Consider the following 16,890-nt stretch of genomic DNA (forward strand, 5'->3'; position numbering starts at 1 on the left):
TGCCATGACAAGAAGAATCCTGGTTTTCGGTGCCACCGGTTACACCGGCGGGTTGGTGGCGCAGGAACTGCTCGCCCGCGGGGAACGACCAGTTCTTGTCGCTCGCAATGCGGAAGCACTCGACACGCGTGCCCGAGAGCTCGACCCCCGCAAACCCCCCAAAACCCTGGTGATGGACGTTCGGGATATTGGCACGTTGCGTCGCACGATTAACGCCGATGACGTCATCGTCACCACAGTTGGACCGTTTGGGGAGCATGGCCGACCAGTAGCGGAAGCTGCAGCGGAGGCTGGCGCCTCGTACCTAGATTCAGCCGGTGAACCACCGTTTATTCGATGGATCTTCAATAAACTCGGCACCCGCGCTGCGGTGCGAGGCGCGCGCATTATGCCCGGCTTTGGGCACGAATACGTCAGTGGCCAACTTGCCGGTGCGTGGGCGCTGGAGCGGGCCGCAGAAATGGGCGTGCCGCACCGGCTTGAGATTGGCTACTTCCGCACGGAAGGGTCACTGTGCGGTTTGAGCCGAGGCACCATCGCCTCGCTTGCCGGCGCTAGCTTGCAAAAGTCATTCACCTTCCGGGGTGGTATTCGCGACGAGCGCCCCGGGGCGCGCAGCACACGATTCCGAATCGACGGACGCACCCATGCTGGTTTCAGTATCGGAACCACAGAACACCTGACTCTGCCGGAAATCTCCCCAAGCCTCAACGAAGTTGATGTGTACCTAGGCTGGTTCGGCAAGGCATCGCCGCTGTTGTCGAAAGCTAGTATTGCCATGCCAGTTATCAGCGCTGTTCCGGGTACACAGCGTGCAATGGCGGCGCTCGGTGGCAAGCTCGGTTCATTGCGGTCAACCCAACTTGATCAGCCAGCGCTTGCGCAGTCGCAATCACTCGTGTCAGCACGCGTGTTCGCGAAGTCGGGGCACCAATTGAGTGCCGTGAACCTCAGCGGACCCAACGGTTATCAGCTGACGGCATCGTTATTGGCGTGGGCTTCTGTGGTTGAGGCACATGCCAGTTCTCGTTCTGTTCACCGTAGAACCGGGGTGCTTGGCGCAATCCAGGCATATGGACTCGGTGTTATTCGGGATACGTGCCAGCACTTTGGTCTTGATGACGCGCAGCTGAGTGCTGCGAATAACGCTGATGAACCGCCGGTTGGTGACGCGACTCGGATTGACGCGTATCGCTCAGAAACTGTGGAGGACAAGTGAGCATCTCGGTGAGGCGGTAGCCTCAGCGAGTGCGGAAGTTTGCCCATAGGCGCCGAGTCGCAGCAGAACAATTGACGGATCGGCCACAGTACGCGCTCATCAGCATCATCCGGATGCCGAAGCTCGACCGCAGTCCTGCGCAGGCGATTGCGACTCGGATTGTCGGAGCCGTCGTGGCACTGTTCGTGACGTCCGCAGTTGTCTACATTGACAGGGACGGGTACAGCAACTCGGTCGACTCGCCACTGTCCTATCTTGACTGCCTGTACTACGCCACAGTGAGCTTGTCTACCACCGGTTATGGCGATATAGCCCCACTGACACCATTCGCTCGCGCCACTAACATCTTCTTGATTACTCCACTGCGCGTGATGTTTTTTATCCTCCTGATTGGGACCACACTGGAAGTGCTAACTGAGACGTCACGTCAGGCGTGGCGGATTCAACGCTGGAGGGAACGAGTGCGTAACCACACCATCGTCGTGGGGTACGGAACAAAAGGTCGTACAGCGGTCGACGCCATGCTCGGTGATGGTGCGCGAGCAAGCGATATCGTTGTGGTCGACACTGAGCAGGCGACTTTAGACGTCGCATCGGCTCGTGGTCTGGTGACGGTCAAAGGTTCGGCAACCCGATCCGATGTGCTCCGGCTCGCAGGGGCGGCACATGCTGCTGCAATTATTGTTGCCACTGACAGGGACGATTCGGCCATTCTGACGACCTTGACGGCACGAGAATTAGCGCCACGCGCCAAAATTATTGCGTCGATTCGCGAATCTGAAAACATGCACTTGTTGAAGCAATCCGGCGCTGATTCAGTGGTGGTGTCGTCCGAGACCGCTGGTCGCCTCCTCGGGATAGCGACAACGGCGCCGAACGTAGTGGAAATGTTTGAGGACCTGCTCACCCCAGAAGTGGGTTTCGCGATCGCCGAGCGGCGAATCAACGATGACGAAATTGGTAGATCGCCGCGCCAACTACCTGATATATCGCTCGGCGTGGTCCGTATGGGCACGCTGTACCGGGCAGATGACAGCACTGTTGCGCGACTGCAGGAGCGGGACCGAATCCTATACCTGCGACGCACGCCTGAATCGGAAGCGCGCAACGGCGCAGACCGAGCACGGCCGGGGCGAACATGATGATGGGACGATCATGAGGTCTGCCGCGTTCAATCTTGCGCATACCCCGGCGTTGTCGCGCGCAGAACTTGAGCGGGCAGCCTGGTTGCGAACCGATGCGGTTGCGTTGAATCGCGGCTGGAAAGACGCCGTAGTGCTCCGGCTTGACCGCAACAACCATGTGCGCGGCGACGGCACCGAATTGGTGCTTGAACCGGCATTGTCCTACGGCTCGCTACCTCCCGAGGACGCGGTGCTTATCGCTGCGGGAGCAGAGCCAGACGGCCGCCACATGTGGGCGGTGGAAGCAGAATTGCCGCTCGGGGAATCGACAAACTTGAGGGCAGTGGGTGCGTCACTAGGCGCTCGGGATGCAGGGTTGTTGACCACAGCTCAAGCGGTTTTGAACTGGCACCGGCACTCAATGTTTTGTGCTCGATGTGGCGGGCGGACTCTATCAACCCAGGCAGGTTGGGCGCGCAAGTGCGTTGAGTGTGGTTTGGAAACGTATCCTCGCACCGATCCTGCAGCGATCTGCCTAGTGCATGACGGCGGCGACCGGGTTCTGTTGGGGCGCCAGCCCGCTTGGCCGCAGGGCAGGTATTCGCTGCTGGCAGGTTTTGTCGAGGCAGGTGAATCGGCTGAGTCCTGTGTGCGCCGCGAAGTGCGTGAAGAGGTGGGTGTCGAAGTCGATTCGGTCACCTACCTCGGAAGCCAACCGTGGCCGTTTCCTCGATCACTGATGCTCGGATTCCACGCAGTGGCAGACCCTGGTTCGCCTATCGTGCCCGAAGACGGCGAAATCGAAGATGCGCGCTGGTTTGACCTGTCAGATGTGCAGGCGGCGTTGTCAGTGGACGATGACTGGCGCACCACGCGCACCAACCTGCCCTTCACCGCACCGGGTTCCGTGTCGATTGCGCGCGGAATCCTCGAATCCTGGGTGCTGCAGAGGTAGCCGGGGCAGGATTGGTCGCTGACGATGGCTATTCTCCCTTGGTGAATCGTGTTGTGTGACGAAGGCGGCCGCAGTGGAACTCGACGATCTGATGAATGCCAGGCATGTTCACCTGAGCGACTCATGGGAGGCGCCGACGGTGTTTGCTGGTGCCGTGCGCGACGACCAGATCGCGCTCACAAAATTGTTGCAGGACCGGCCAGACATTGCTGTGGTAGACCCGGTGCGTCACATCGCGGACGATCTGTTTGAGTTCCGCAATCCAGACAAGATCGACAACACTGCGGCGCGTCGCAAATTTCTTGATGCAGCTATTCACGACGGATCGGAGTGGGGCACGTGGGTGTACTTCCCGTGGAAACGCGCCATCGTCCGATTCCCAAACCCCGATGACCATTGGGGCCTTCGAACTTTCCGAAACCGAAACCTCATCACCGCATCTGAGTCCGAAGTTCTGCGCGCAGCAACAGTCGCTGTCTTTGGATTAAGCGTCGGCAGCAACATCGTGGACCAATGCGTACAGACTGGAATCGGCGAGAAGATCGTCATGGGCGATACAGACACGGTGTCGCCCACCAACCTCAACCGTATTCGGGCAGCCATGTCAGATGTGGGCCTGCCGAAGGTGGTCGTGCAGGCACGCAAGGTTAGCGAATCCAATCCATTTGTCGAACAAGTTCATTTGGAGCGAGGGTACACCCCCAGCAGTGACACGGTGCTTGATGAACATCGCCCAGACGTCATTGTCGACGAGGTTGACGACGTAGTGAGCAAAGCACGTATTCGCCGCTATGCGCAGAGTCGGGGAATCCCTGTGGTGATGGTGGCGGACCTTGCTGACAAAGCTGTGATCGATGTCGAAAGGCACGATCAAGGTAATGTCACGCCCTTCCTTGGGCGGCTCAGCCAGCAAGAGTTCGAGATGCTCTGTGAGGGAGGGGGCACCGAAAAAGAGCGACGGCAAGCTTTGGTGAAAATTGTAGGGGCTAGGCATATATCGCCCAAGATGCTTGCCTCTGTCATGCAGATAGGAACGTCACTCGCAGGCTTCCCACAGCTCGGTTCAGCAGCGACAGCAGGGGGTGCGCTCGCGTCGGTGGTGATCCGAGAGATCATTCTCGACAGGAAAATGCGCTCCGGACACTATGTGTTTTCTCCGAAGCGCATCCTCGATCTTCAACGTGACATGTCAATACCAGCCACCGCAGCCACTATGTGGAATTTTCGCACCTATGTGCGACGCTAACCGATTCAGGCGCTGATGATCGCCTTCACCTGTGCCAACGACGGATTTGTTGCTGTCTTGCCGTTAGGGAACTTCAACGTGGGTACGACGTGATTGCCGCCGTTGACGCTGCCAACAAACTTCGCTGCTGCTGGGTCGTTCTCGATGTCGATCTCGGTGAACGGGATATCCGCTTCGCGGAGTTGCTTCTTCAAGCGAATACAGAATCCACACCAACTGGTGGTGTACATCGTCAACGCCTGCGAACTACCTTCGTGTGCACTCATGTCTGAAATAAACCACACCACGGGGCGATTTCATTCCTCAACAGTTCGAAAGTGTCGGCATTCACTGTCATGATGGTCCCCATGTCACGGACGGCCAGCCCCACGCTCACAGCACACCAGGACCTCCTCGACGGCCTAGACCCGGAACAGCGGATAGCAGTGACGGCGCCGCGTGGGCCACTGTGCGTGCTCGCAGGTGCTGGCACGGGTAAGACTCGGACGGTTACTCGAAGAATCGCCCACCTCATCTCTTCTGGCCATGTCTCTGCGGGGCAAGTTCTCGCCGTAACCTTCACAAATCGTGCGGCAGGTGAAATGCGCACCCGGCTACGTGAACTGAGTGCATCAGGTGTGGCGGACCCGTCAGCGGGGCTTGTCCAGGCCCGAACCTTTCACGCAGCTTCCATGCGACAGCTTCGATACTTCTGGCCAAATGTTGTGGGGGACACCCCTTGGAAACTGCTCGACCGCAAATTTCCCATCGTGCGGCAGGCTGCCCACCAGGCTCGTGCGGCCACGGATCCCGATAGTTTGCGTGACCTTGCCGCAGAGATCGAATGGTCCAAAGCATCGCTCATTGCAGCGGATGACTACGCCGCTGTGGTGGGCGAAATCGGCCGAGACACACCCGCGCCGCCGGACATTTTTGCCGCCGTTTACCGCAACTACGAGCAAATCAAAGTAGCTGAAAACACGATGCTGCTTGATTTTGATGATTTGCTCATCTTCACCGCAGCCGCATTGGAAGACAACGATTCGGTGGCTGAGGAGTTCCGCGATCGGTACCGCTGCTTCCTCGTCGACGAATACCAGGACGTCACCCCACTCCAACAACGGGTTCTCGACGCGTGGCTCGGTGACCGCGACGATCTCACCGTAGTTGGCGATGCCAACCAAACCATCTATTCGTTTACTGGTGCGTCACCAAAGAACTTGCTCAACTTCTCGCGTACTTATCCCGATGCCACAATGGTGCGCCTAGTGCGGGACTACAGGTCCACGCCGCAAGTTGTGGCGCTCGCCAACGAGGTCATCGGCGCCGCCACTGGTCGCATCGCCGGGATGAAGCTGGAATTGATCGGACAGCGCCCAGACGGTCCGGAGCCTGAGTTTGTCGAATTTGACGATGAGCAGGCCGAAGCGAAAAGCATCGCCCACCGCATTACCGCGCTCATCCGATCAGGCGTATCAGCTTCCGAAATAGCGATCTTGTTCCGTATCAACGCGCAGTCTGAAGTGTATGAACAAGCCCTATCAGAGGCTGGAATCCCGTTCCAGGTGCGCGGCGGGGAAGGGTTCTTCCGGCGCACAGAAATCGTCCAGGCACTCGCAGCGCTCCGAGCAGCGGGCGATCGCGACGACCTACCTGCTGACGCAACGGTAGATAGGCTCGTCAAGGCCGTCCTCGCTCCGCTGGGCTTGACGCAGACGGCACCAGCAGGGCAGCAGGCACGGGAACGCTGGGAGTCCCTACGCGCTTTGGAGAGCCTCGCTAACGACCTAGCCGCCTTAGAACCGGAACCGACCCTCGCCAACGTGGTCCGTGAATTGCACACCCGGGCTCAGTCCCGTCAACCACCGGTTATGGACGGTGTCACCCTCGCGTCGCTGCACGCAGCAAAAGGTCTTGAGTGGGACGCAGTCTTTCTGGCGGGACTGACAGAAGGCACATTGCCTATCAGCCATTCTCTTGGCGACCGCGATGGCACAGGGTCGATCGAACCAATTGAGGAAGAACGCAGACTCTTCTACGTTGGAGTGACCCGTGCACGGGAGTACCTGACGCTGAGCTGGGCCCTTTCGCGCAATGCAGGCGGCCGGAAAACACGCAAACCGTCGAGGTTTGTGACCCCGTTGCTGCCGCAGAACACCACCGCGACCACTCCGCGTAAGAAAAAGCGCATCCCAGCGAATCTCACAGCAGGCGGTCAGGAACTTTTCGACAAACTGAAAGAGTGGCGACTCGAGACGTCCCGAGAGCTCGCGGTACCAGCCTTTGTGGTGTTCACAGACGCAACGCTCACGGCGATCGCCGCAAAGGCCCCGAAAACGGATGCAGAACTTGTCGCCGTCCCCGGGATAGGGGCCGCAAAACTCGAACGGTTCGGATCGGACATTTTGAACGTCGTCGCGTCACATCTAGCTGCGAGGCGCTAGCAAACATCACATTTTCGCAGGTCAAAAATAGGTTGTGCGCATGATCAGTGAGGCTTAGTCTAAGAACTACCGCGGCGATGCGCCGTGCAGAAAATGACAAACCTTGGAATACGGGCCGTTAGGCGACCATCCGGGGCGACTGAAGGAGCAAACGACATGAACAGTGCCAGCATGCACGCGATCATTGGCGCATTCGCAGCCAACGGCGCAGCAGCTCGCGCGGTCGTAGCCCCACCAGCGTCCTGCGTAGTACCGCCAGTGCAATCGAAATGGGGAACCCACGTTAGCTCGCCTGAGCTGCGTGCGCGCGACCGCCAGATTGCACTAAGGTCCGTGGACTCTCACCTGACACGCCGAACTTAATCGGCGCTGAACTAGGAAATCATTGCGTACTTCGATGACGCAATGAGTGAGACCACGGACCACCCGGTGGGTCCGTGGAAATACTGTACTGACAGCCATTTTGTCGTGGCTTCCACGTGACCTTGGGCCCACCAGGTATTCGACAACTGCCGAAGAACCTCATCCAAGGAACACAATCATGACTACTCTGACCGAATTAGAACCCTTAAGTTTTGTCCCATCACACATGGGTCCCGTGCGTGCACTCCCATGCCATCAGGAAGACCCCGATTTGTGGTTTTCCGCCAATCCCGCAGACCTCGAATATGCCAAAGCTTTGTGCAATTCGTGCCCACTGAAAGCGCACTGTCTCGCTTCGGCGCTTGAGCGGCAAGAACCCTGGGGAGTGTGGGGTGGAGAAATTTTCGACCAGGGCACGGTGGTGGCGCGCAAACGATCGCGTGGGCGACCTCGAAAGGTCGCCTAGACACATTGCGCTATTGGCCAACATTCAAGGCAGGAACCCACTGACGAAGAATGCTTCCAAGTGGGACCTGCACCTCGAGTTGGCACAGTATCGCTACCGCGCTCAACAAGACACGGTGAATCATTGCGTACTGCGCGGGCATGGTGAAGATGCGTGCCGTTCGAAATTCGTCACCGCGCCAGTCTGCGTAGCGAGCGGATGTCGTCTGCATCCATGAACGAGAGAAGAGAAATGAGTCTTCTCGAATTGCATCGAGCAACGGATCGAGGAAGTTTTCCAGCGATTCCACCGATGGGCGCCGGGTGCCAGCTAGGTACCCGGCGTTTTCCATTTCGTTGATGAGACCCTCGAAGTTGCCGTTCAAGGCTTGGCCTGTCAGCGAAATGAGTTCGCGGGGGAACCCACCTGGCGTGGGTACGACAGCGCCGAAATCCAGCACACCGAGTCGACCATCCGGCAGGACCATGAAATTGCCGGGGTGGGCGTCGACATGAAGCAACGACGCAACGGCTGGGGATGACACGAAAAACTCCGCCAACAGGTTTGCTGCCTGAGTGCGTTCGATGATGCTGCCGGATGCGATGATCCGCGCCAGTGGCGTGCCCTCAATCCATTCGGTGACCATCGCCTTGGGTGCACTCGCGATGACCTTTGGCACACAAATGGTTGTGCTTTCACGGTAATTGTGGGCAAACGTGCGCTGATTGTCCGCCTCCAGGCGGTAATCGAGTTCTTCGATGGATCGCTGCGTCAACTCGGCTACCAGGGCGCGAATATCTGTTCCCGGTGCGAAGGGTTTGAAAAGCGGTGCGAGACGCCCGATCTGACGGAGATCTGACCGCAAAGCCTCATCAGCGCCGGGGTACTGAATTTTGACCGCAACTTCACGACCGTCATGCCAGCGGGCTCGATGCACCTGTCCGATGCTCGCCGCGGCGCTTGGGACTTCACTGAACTCGCTGAAACGCTCACGCCACTTCAATCCCAACTGAGTATCGAGGACGTGGTACACCTGGTCGATCGGAAGGGGAGGGGCGTCGCGCTGGAGCCGTGTCAACGCCTCGCGATAGGGCTCGGCCAAATGTTCAGGCACCGCAGCCTCAAACACGCTCATGGCTTGGCCGATTTTCATGGCCCCGCCCTTGAGTTCGCCTAAGACGTTGAACAATTGTTCAGCAGCTTTGGCGGACATCTCGGCAGACACTTCGCCGCTGCTTTGTCCTGACATTCGCCTGCCCCAACCGACGGCTGTGCGCCCTGCATAACCTAGGGGGAGGCTGGCGAGTTTTGCGGTACGGGCAGCGCGGCCGCGTGGAATAGCTGACACACCAACATCATCCTGGAGAAAATCGAACTTGCCCACTCTTGCAGGTCACGTGTCGTCAACACTGGTCACAGGCGGAACGATGTTCCAACAGTGACACTGCGGATGACGCGGCCAATGCCGGGTGGTTATTGAATAGTCTGGTGCGCTGATTTCGACTGTCGCTCCGAGGGTTTCCGGTGGTGGCGACGAAGGGCCAATACCGCCAGCGGCGCGTCGCGCTGCAAGAACAAGTTCGATCTGACCGAGCGCATATCCCACCGTTGCGTGAACCAGCGTCGGTGTTGCTGTCGGGATACTGCTAGTCAGTTGTGATGCAAGATATGGCCATTCAGGGTCATTGTCGGTGCGGAAATGATCCGCACACCGAAGGCAACTAGTCACTCCAGGAACCACGAGGGGACCTACTAACCCACGATTGTCGCGCGTGCGCACAACTAAGTGGGCAATCCGCCGCTGGATCAGGGCGTCAGTGATGCGTGGTGGAAACAATGCGAGATCAGCGAGGATCGTCAGATCACTACCGGTATCCAGTGCATGGTTTTGCGTTCTCATATGTTCGGGAGTGGTGTAGCGATGCGCCTTCGCGCCGAGGCGCGGCACAGCGGCCGCTATCGCGTCTGTTAGCGGTCCGCGTCCTATGACGCAGATGCTTGGTGCCGCAGCGGACTCGTTGTGTGGCCGAGCATCGGTGACAATCCCACGTTCGTAGAGAACACCCAGAAGGTGACGAATGACGTCGGGGGCGAGACCAATCCGTTGACTCCGTTCGACAACAGTGTCGACATCGACATGCCCATCGAGTTTTCTTAAGACATTTGCCAGCGCTTCGGTGGGGATGCTCGTTTCAAAATCCAAGATGAGCGCGGAGTCCGGGTCCCAGCCGACCTGTATTTGGGAACTCGGACGAACGAGCACAGGCAGCGCCGGGTCAAGGAGCGGATAGGTCTGCTTCCCGACCGGAGTGGATTCGGTATACACCTGGTTGGTTGTCGCACGCGATGTGAGCACGCTTTAAACCCTGGCACAAGGCGTGATGACGGTCGTGAAGTTATCCACAGAGGTGGCTAGTCAGGGTGTTTGTCCACAGATTTTCAAATGTGGAACCAGTCCAAACGGTGCCGTAGCACGACAAGGGTTGCGCGGGCAGATATTCTATGACCATGAGTGACGGCGCGCAGCGTGCCCATGAGGCTGCAGAAATTTCCGCCACATCGGGAACGGCAGTACGGCCACACGCAATCCGGCCTTTGCAACAACATGCTAGTGACCCACCGATGAACGTCGCACAAGTTGAGGTTCGCCGAAGCGAACGCCGCCGCAAGACGGTCTCAGCGCGACGAGAAGGCGACCGGATTATCGTTCTTGTCCCCAGTGGATTGCCGCTCGCTGCTGAAGCTGAGGTAGTTGATCGCATGATCAGCAAACTGGAGAAGGCCGACCAGCGGCGCACCCTCGGCAAGGATGTCTCCGATGAACGACTGTTCGACAGGGCAATGCTGCTGTCTCGCAGATGGCTAGATGGCAGTGCGGTGCCAACCCGTGTGGAATGGGTCCCCGCGATGCGCACGAGGTGGGCATCATGCACGCCTGACGACGGCACTATCCGCGTCAGCAACCTTTTGCAAGCCGTTCCCGAGTACGTTCTCGACTACGTTTTGGTGCACGAACTTGCCCACCTGGTCATTCCAGGCGGGCACCCACCGGAGTTTTGGGAACTCGTCGACCGTTTCCCACGAACAGAACGCGCCATCGGGTTTCTTGAGGCGTATTCGCGAATGAACACCACCCCAACCGCACAGCACAGCACCGCGACAAACTGATCGGTCAGCCGTCAACTGCGAGGATTGTCGTCCCCATCTGACTGGTCGCCATCTTGTGGTTGGTCGGTTTCAGCGCTGTTCTCGCTCTGAGATTCTTCGCTCTGGGATCCTTTTCGTTCGGATTCCTCGCGCTGGGTCCGCTCACGTTCCTCAGTGCGCTGGAGTTCCGCAATGGGATCGTCAAACGCAGAAACATCACCGCTTACGGTGCGATCGACGAACCCTGCTGGATTATCCAGGTCAGCGGAATCAGGCAGCAGGTCAGGATGTGACCAGACGTCGTCGCGTTGCTCCATGCTCCCGAACGCGGCGAGTTGAGACCACAGTTGTGAAGCTTCCCTGATGCGGCGAGGGCGCAACTCAAGTCCAACAAGATTGGCGAAAGTCTGCTCCGCTGGACCGCCCGAGGCGCGTCGACGGCGCAAAGTTTCTGTCATGGCCCCGGCTGACGGAATACGATCCGCGAGGGCGCTCGACACAACGGTCTCAACCCAACCTTCAATCAGGGCAAGCATCGTCTCAAGCCGATCGAGCGCTGCCTTTTGTTCTGGGGTGGTCTGTGGTTCAAACGCCCCTTGTGAAAGAAGCTTCTCCAACTCCGCGGGGTTGGAGAGCGACATCGGGTCCAAGTTACGGGCGGCTTCTTCGATCGAACTGAAATCCATGGTGATACCGCGTGCGTACTCTTCAACGGCGGCCAAGATTCGGCTCCGCAACCAAGGGACGTGGCTGTACAAGCGCTGGTGTGCGGCTTCGCGGGCCGCAAGGAAGACCAACACTTCGCGATGCGGAATGTCCAACCCTTCGGTGAACTTACCGATGGCTTCAGGGAGCAAAGCTGCTGTGCCTTCCGGCCCCAATGGGATACCGATATCAGTCGACGTCAAAACTTCTTTGGCGAGATGGCCGAGCCCTTGACCCAATTGGGAACCGTACGCTGCTCCGCCCATCTGCTTAATGATGCCCATCATCGGACCGACGAGTTGTTTAGCTTCCTCGGGCAAACCGCTAATCCACATCCCCGACATGTGTTCGGCGACCGGATTGCACAACTGCGGCCACGTGGGCAACGTGTTGTCCATCCAGTCCACCGGGGTCCACGCGGCAGTTCGTTTCGCGCCCGAGGGGAGTGTCGTAACGCCATCGAGCCACACATCTGCCAGTTTCACGGCGTCAGCAACCGCTTGTCGCTGCTTGTCAGAAACGGGGCTAAATGAACCAATTTGCTTACGCGCCAAGTTTTGGGCGAGCGAATAATTTACCGGCCCCTGCTTCTCGCCTTGGCTAGCAGCGGTCCCCATTCCGGATAGCATCTGGCCGAACTGGCTGAGCATGTTTCCCAACGCCGCTGGGTCGAAACCTCCGGCACTGAACCCGAAAGGACCGGCGCCGAATTGGTCACCCCCTTGACCGCTGTCGGAGGCACCGCTGCCAGACGAGTCTTTGTCGTCCTTCTTGCGGCGCTCCGGATCGTCGTCGGAATTGCTGAAGCCAAAGGGCGTGTCGGTCATACTCCCACGGTACAAGGCCATACCCCGCTGTCGACACCCTCAACCGAGCGGGATGTGACGCCCTGGGCGAACATGAGGTGGCGTTCTTCACAGGTGAGCGCCACAGATACGGCCAGAATTATCTTGACCATCTACTCTGGCTAAGGTGAACCGCCGGATTGTGACGCTCATTGTGGCGCTCGTACCCATTGTTGCCTTCGGGTTTGTTGGGGCGAACGTCACTGTTCCTTATGCAGCAACGGGGCCTGGTCCCACCATCAACGCCTTGGGAGAACTTGACGGTCGATCTGTCATTGAACTCGAAGGCATTGAAGGCGATGTCACGTCGGGGAACTTCAACCTCACCACTGTGGCTGTGCGAGCCGAACTGTCTCTGTTTGACGCGTTGGGCTTCTGGTTCAGCGGGCGTGATGGCATTGTGCCGATCGACGAGGTGCGGCCTCCGGGCCGATCGAACGACGAAATGCGCGAAATTAATCGGCAGGAGTTCGAACGCTCAGAACTGTCCGCTGAGGTTGCGGCGCTGCGATACCTCGACTATCCATTTGTGGTGACAGTCAATGACCTAACGGATGGCAGCCCGTCAGCAAGTTTCTTGAAGCCTGGGGACATCCTGACGACGATCAACGGCGACCCGGTTGCCTCGGCCGTAGACGTGCCGGATCAGCTCGCGGACTTCGGGCCTGGGGAACCCGTCACCATCGGCTTTACGCGTGACGGCGTTGTCGGCGAAGTCACCGTCCCACTGGGTGCTCACCCAGAACAAGATCGCGGAATCCTTGGCATCACAGTGGCCGACGAGCCGCTCGTCGATTTCAACGTGACATTCAACGTCGAACAGGTTGGTGGACCATCTGCCGGGCTGATGCTGAGCCTTGCACTGATCGACAAATTGTCACCAGGTGAACTAAATGGGGGACGGTTCATCGCTGGAAGCGGCACAATCGACTCCGCCGGAAGCGTAGGACCGATCGGTGGTATCCGATACAAACTGATCGCCGCCAAGGAAGCGGGCGCCACCGAATTTTTGGTGCCTGCCGACAACTGCGGTGAGGCACGAAAGTACGCCGTGGACGACCTCACGCTCATCCGTGTAGAAGACCTCCAGGGAGCAATCAGCTCAATCGAAGGCGTCAAGGATGGGCAAGAAGTTCCCACCTGTTGACGAATCGGTGTTGACATACGCTCCCTCGCGTCCACTTGGAGCGAACTGCCCGGTCCACGTCGTGCAATTCGCCCGTAATTACGTACAGTTGAAAGTGACTAACGATTAACAATCGCGACGCGTAAACGTCGCCAGGAACGTATGGAGTGGCACTCGTGGGCATACGGCCCCCTACTGGAGTACCGTCCTTATCCCGCCGCAGCCGGATACTCATCGTGCTCGCCGCCATCGGTGGCGTGCTTCTTGCGGTGGGTCCCCGTTTGATCGACACCTATGTCGACTGGTTGTGGTTCGGTGAGGTTGGGTACCGAAATGTCTTCACCACCGTGCTGTTGTCGAGGTTGGTTCTCTTCCTCGTCGTCGGTGCAGTCGTCGGCTTAATCATCTTTGGTGCGCTCTTGATGGCGTATCGCACACGCCCTGACTTCGCGCCTACCAACCCTCAAGACCCGGTTGCTCGTTACCGCTCGTCCGTCAATTCGCGTCTGCGACTTTTTGCCATCGGCATTCCTGTCGCATTGGGTGCTATGGCAGGACTGGTCGCGCAAGGCAACTGGACTACCGTGCAACTGTTCCTCAACAGGCAGGAATTCGGTGTTGCGGATCCCGAATTCGGGCTTGATGTTGGGTTCTACGCATTCTCGCTTCCGTTCTATGAACTAGTTCTGAACTGGCTGTTCGTAGCCGTCGTTATGGCGTTTGTGCTCAACCTCGTGACGCACTACATCTACGGTGGCTTGCGGCTCGACAACACTGATCGTGCTTTGTCGAACGCGGCTCGTATTCAGCTCGCAGTGCTCGCCGGAACCTTCGTTCTTCTGAAGGCAGTTGCGTACTGGTTTGACCGGTATGCACTGCTGTCGAGTGGCCGCAAAGAACCAACCTTTACTGGTGCGGGCTTCACGGACATCAATGCTGTACTACCTGCGAAGCTAATTTTGTTGGCTATCGCGGTTATCTGTGCGCTGGCGTTTTTCGCCGCAATTGTGCTCAGGGACATGCGAATTCCAGCGCTTGCCGCAGGTCTGCTCCTACTGTCATCTGTGCTCGTCGGTGCTGTGTGGCCGTTGCTCATGGAGCAGTTCTCGGTGCGGCCTAACGCGGTTGAACGCGAAAGTCCGTATATCGAACGAAATATCGCAGCTACCCGAGACGCGTATGGAATTAATCCAGAGCGGATAGATTACATCGACTACTCGGGTGTCGGCACGCAAGAGCTGACGGAAAGCCCAGCAGACATCACGACGATCCAAAACATCCGTCTGCTTGACCCGAATATCCTGTCGCGTACCTTCACACAGCAGCAACAGTTGAAGAACTTCTTCGGTTTCCCGGATCAACTCAATGTTGACCGCTACGAAATCGACGGTGAGCTTCGTGACTACATCGTCAGCGTTCGTGAGCTCAACCCGCCACAACTTGCCGCAAACCAGCGTGACTGGATCAACCAACACACCGTGTACACACACGGCAACGGTTTTGTTGCAGCACCCGCAAACCGGGTGAACGCGGCAGTGCGTGACGCGGAAAGTTCCGACAGTGGTTACCCGATCTACGCGGTCAGTGACATCACTTCGCAAGAGCGCGACAACCAGATTATCCCTGTGGAACAACCACGGATCTACTACGGCGAACTCATCGCCCAGATGGACCCGGACTACGCCATCGTTGGCCACAGCGAAGGCGCAACGGCACGTGAGTACGACACAGACACGCAGCGTTACACCTACACAGGTGAAGGCGGTGTCGCGATTGGTAACTGGCCAAACCGGCTAGCGTTCTTCGCGAAGTACTCCCAGCGCAACATCCTGTTCTCCGACGTGATCGGGCCAGACTCGAAGATTCTGTTCAAGCGCGATCCTCGTGACCGCGTCGAAGCAGTTGCTCCGTGGCTTGTGCCAGACAGCAGGACATACCCAGCTGTAGTAGACGGTCGCATCGTGTGGGTGGTTGACGCATACACCACGCTCGACAACTACCCGTACGCACAGCGGTCCACGCTTGACGCTTTGGTACAAGACAGCCTCACGGAAGACGCCCTACGGCCACTTCCACCAAAAGAGGTGTCCTACATTCGCAACGCAGTCAAAGCGACTGTTGATGCCTATGACGGCTCGGTCAAGCTGTACGAATGGGACGAGGAAGACCCAGTCCTGAAAGCCTGGATGGGTGTATTCCCAGACACTGTTCTGCCAAACGAAGAGATTTCGGATGAACTTCGAGCACACTTCCGGTACCCGGAAGATCTCTTCAAGGTGCAGCGCGAAATGTTGTCGAAGTACCACGTCGATGAGCCAATCGAATTCTTCACCAACAACGCGTTCTGGTCAGTTCCCAGTGACCCGACTGTAGAAACTGGACGCCCGGATCAACCGCCGTACTACGTTCTCATCGGTGATCCGGAAACTGGTGCGCCGTCGTTCCAGCTGACGAGTCCGATGGTGGGATTCAACCGTGAACTCCTTGCATCGCATATCTCGGTAAGTTCCGACCCAGCAACGTACGGTCAGTTCACGATTCGACAGCTGCCGACAGATACGCAGACACAGGGCCCGCAGCAGGCGCAGAACTCGATGACCTCGGACACTCGCGTCGCGTCGGACCGCACCCTCCTGGAGCGGTCGAACAGGCTGCACTACGGCAACCTGCTCACCCTGCCTGTTGGTAACGGCGGAATCCTGTATGTGGAACCGCTATACACAGAGCGCAACGTGACTGGCAATACTGCGTTCCCGCAGCTTGCTCGTGTCATGGTGAGCTACCGCGGTGAAGACGGTCGCATTCGCATTGGGTACGACTCAACGCTTGCAGGTGCACTTGGGCAGGTATTCGGCGCCGAAACCGCCGGTATCGCTACAGCACCCGGTGGCGACGTAACTCGGAGCGAAACGGCAGCAGAAGCTGGCGATGAGATCGAAGGCGGATTGCCTGTTGATCCCGACGCTATCGGTGAGGACGATGCGGAATCCCCGCTACCGCCACCACCGCCTCCAGTTTCTGATGCGCCGGAGGATGTTGTTGCAGAACTTGATGCAGCGCTCGCAAATCTACGGACTGCGCAGCAAAGCGGAAACTTCAGCGACTTCGGTTCGGCGCTTGAAAGGCTAGACAGGGCTGTAGCCGCCTACCAAGAGGCTCAGGCTAACTAGCACGCTGATCGACTTGAAGGGGCATGGCGGAAATACTCCGCCATGCCCCTTCGACTCTGTAGCGGCCTACAAGATGAACACTGTTGCGTAGTTCGAAAAATGCGGTCTGAACTGTAGGTTTC

Annotated in this window: 14 protein-coding genes; 10 read left to right on the forward strand and 4 right to left on the reverse strand. The window is 58.2% G+C overall.

Annotated elements, in window-relative coordinates:
- Positions 1–4: 4 nt before the first annotated feature.
- The 4 genes from IEW73_RS09330 to IEW73_RS09345 are packed head-to-tail and all read left to right on the forward strand — an operon-like array spanning position 5 to position 4,544.
- Positions 5–1,219 (forward strand): saccharopine dehydrogenase NADP-binding domain-containing protein, encoded by a 1,215-nt coding sequence (locus IEW73_RS09330; RefSeq protein ID WP_188673716.1) that lies wholly within the window; start codon positions 5–7, stop codon positions 1,217–1,219.
- Positions 1,220–1,248: 29 nt separating this feature from the next.
- Positions 1,249–2,361, forward strand: coding sequence for a potassium channel family protein (locus IEW73_RS09335; protein ID WP_229675892.1), 1,113 nt, complete (start codon positions 1,249–1,251; stop codon positions 2,359–2,361).
- Between the two features lie 13 nt (positions 2,362–2,374).
- The gene (gene nudC, locus IEW73_RS09340) at positions 2,375–3,298 is read left to right on the forward strand and encodes an NAD(+) diphosphatase (RefSeq protein WP_188673719.1); all 924 of its coding nucleotides are present in this window, start codon (positions 2,375–2,377) and stop codon (positions 3,296–3,298) included.
- Between the two features lie 55 nt (positions 3,299–3,353).
- The gene (locus IEW73_RS09345) at positions 3,354–4,544 is read left to right on the forward strand and encodes a ThiF family adenylyltransferase (RefSeq protein WP_188673722.1); all 1,191 of its coding nucleotides are present in this window, start codon (positions 3,354–3,356) and stop codon (positions 4,542–4,544) included.
- Between the two features lie 5 nt (positions 4,545–4,549).
- On the opposite strand, the gene IEW73_RS09350 is transcribed toward IEW73_RS09345, so the two are convergent.
- Positions 4,550–4,810, reverse strand: a complete 261-nt coding sequence (locus tag IEW73_RS09350; RefSeq protein WP_188673724.1) for a mycoredoxin — start codon at positions 4,808–4,810, stop codon at positions 4,550–4,552.
- Between the two features lie 69 nt (positions 4,811–4,879).
- On the opposite strand from IEW73_RS09350, the gene IEW73_RS09355 reads away from it, so the two are divergent.
- The 3 genes from IEW73_RS09355 (at position 4,880) to IEW73_RS09365 (ending at position 7,796) form a co-directional block, all read left to right on the forward strand.
- Entirely contained in the window at positions 4,880–6,967 is a 2,088-nt protein-coding gene (locus tag IEW73_RS09355) for an ATP-dependent helicase (RefSeq protein ID WP_188674978.1), read from the forward strand.
- A 156-nt stretch (positions 6,968–7,123) separates the two neighbouring features.
- Entirely contained in the window at positions 7,124–7,330 is a 207-nt protein-coding gene (locus IEW73_RS09360) for a hypothetical protein (RefSeq protein WP_188673728.1), read from the forward strand.
- 226 nt (positions 7,331–7,556) lie between these two features.
- Positions 7,557–7,796, forward strand: coding sequence for a WhiB family transcriptional regulator (locus tag IEW73_RS09365; protein ID WP_229675954.1), 240 nt, complete (start codon positions 7,557–7,559; stop codon positions 7,794–7,796).
- Between the two features lie 10 nt (positions 7,797–7,806).
- Here IEW73_RS09365 and IEW73_RS09370 read toward each other — a convergent pair whose 3' ends face one another.
- Positions 7,807–9,159, reverse strand: a complete 1,353-nt coding sequence (locus IEW73_RS09370; protein WP_229675893.1) for an ABC1 kinase family protein — start codon at positions 9,157–9,159, stop codon at positions 7,807–7,809.
- Positions 9,160–9,168: 9 nt separating this feature from the next.
- On the reverse strand, positions 9,169–10,131 hold the full coding sequence (locus IEW73_RS09375; protein WP_188673734.1) for a hypothetical protein: 963 nt from the start codon (positions 10,129–10,131) through the stop codon (positions 9,169–9,171).
- Between the two features lie 152 nt (positions 10,132–10,283).
- Between IEW73_RS09375 and IEW73_RS09380 the strand changes: the two genes are divergently transcribed.
- Positions 10,284–10,943, forward strand: a complete 660-nt coding sequence (locus IEW73_RS09380) for a M48 metallopeptidase family protein (RefSeq protein ID WP_229675894.1) — start codon at positions 10,284–10,286, stop codon at positions 10,941–10,943.
- 11 nt (positions 10,944–10,954) lie between these two features.
- Here IEW73_RS09380 and IEW73_RS09385 read toward each other — a convergent pair whose 3' ends face one another.
- Positions 10,955–12,454 carry a zinc-dependent metalloprotease gene (locus IEW73_RS09385; RefSeq protein ID WP_188673737.1) on the reverse strand — a complete coding sequence of 500 codons (1,500 nt, stop codon included), beginning with the start codon at positions 12,452–12,454 and terminating at the stop codon, positions 10,955–10,957.
- A gap of 145 nt (positions 12,455–12,599) precedes the next feature.
- Here IEW73_RS09385 and IEW73_RS09390 point away from each other — a divergent pair, with 145 nt between their 5' ends.
- Positions 12,600–13,619: a YlbL family protein gene (locus tag IEW73_RS09390; protein ID WP_188673740.1), complete on the forward strand. Its 1,020-nt coding sequence runs from the start codon at positions 12,600–12,602 to the stop codon at positions 13,617–13,619.
- A 155-nt stretch (positions 13,620–13,774) separates the two neighbouring features.
- Entirely contained in the window at positions 13,775–16,768 is a 2,994-nt protein-coding gene (locus IEW73_RS09395) for a UPF0182 family protein (protein ID WP_188673743.1), read from the forward strand.
- The last annotated feature ends 122 nt before the right edge of the window (positions 16,769–16,890 follow it).

Origin of the sequence: Hoyosella rhizosphaerae, from assembly GCF_014643175.1 — a bacterium.
Lineage (GTDB): Bacteria > Actinomycetota > Actinomycetes > Mycobacteriales > Mycobacteriaceae > Lolliginicoccus > Lolliginicoccus rhizosphaerae.

What these genes read in the sequence shown, in the direction of transcription:
- IEW73_RS09330 (WP_188673716.1), top strand. Translation starts at nt 5, where the DNA reads ATGACAAGAAGAATCCTGGTTTTCGGTGCCACCGGTTACACCGGCGGG.
- nudC (WP_188673719.1), top strand. Translation starts at nt 2,375, where the DNA reads ATGAGGTCTGCCGCGTTCAATCTTGCGCATACCCCGGCGTTGTCGCGC.
- IEW73_RS09350 (WP_188673724.1), bottom strand. Translation starts at nt 4,810, where the DNA reads ATGAGTGCACACGAAGGTAGTTCGCAGGCGTTGACGATGTACACCACC.
- IEW73_RS09355 (WP_188674978.1), top strand. Translation starts at nt 4,880, where the DNA reads ATGATGGTCCCCATGTCACGGACGGCCAGCCCCACGCTCACAGCACAC.
- IEW73_RS09360 (WP_188673728.1), top strand. Translation starts at nt 7,124, where the DNA reads ATGAACAGTGCCAGCATGCACGCGATCATTGGCGCATTCGCAGCCAAC.
- IEW73_RS09365 (WP_229675954.1), top strand. Translation starts at nt 7,557, where the DNA reads ATGGGTCCCGTGCGTGCACTCCCATGCCATCAGGAAGACCCCGATTTG.
- IEW73_RS09380 (WP_229675894.1), top strand. Translation starts at nt 10,284, where the DNA reads ATGAGTGACGGCGCGCAGCGTGCCCATGAGGCTGCAGAAATTTCCGCC.
- IEW73_RS09385 (WP_188673737.1), bottom strand. Translation starts at nt 12,454, where the DNA reads ATGACCGACACGCCCTTTGGCTTCAGCAATTCCGACGACGATCCGGAG.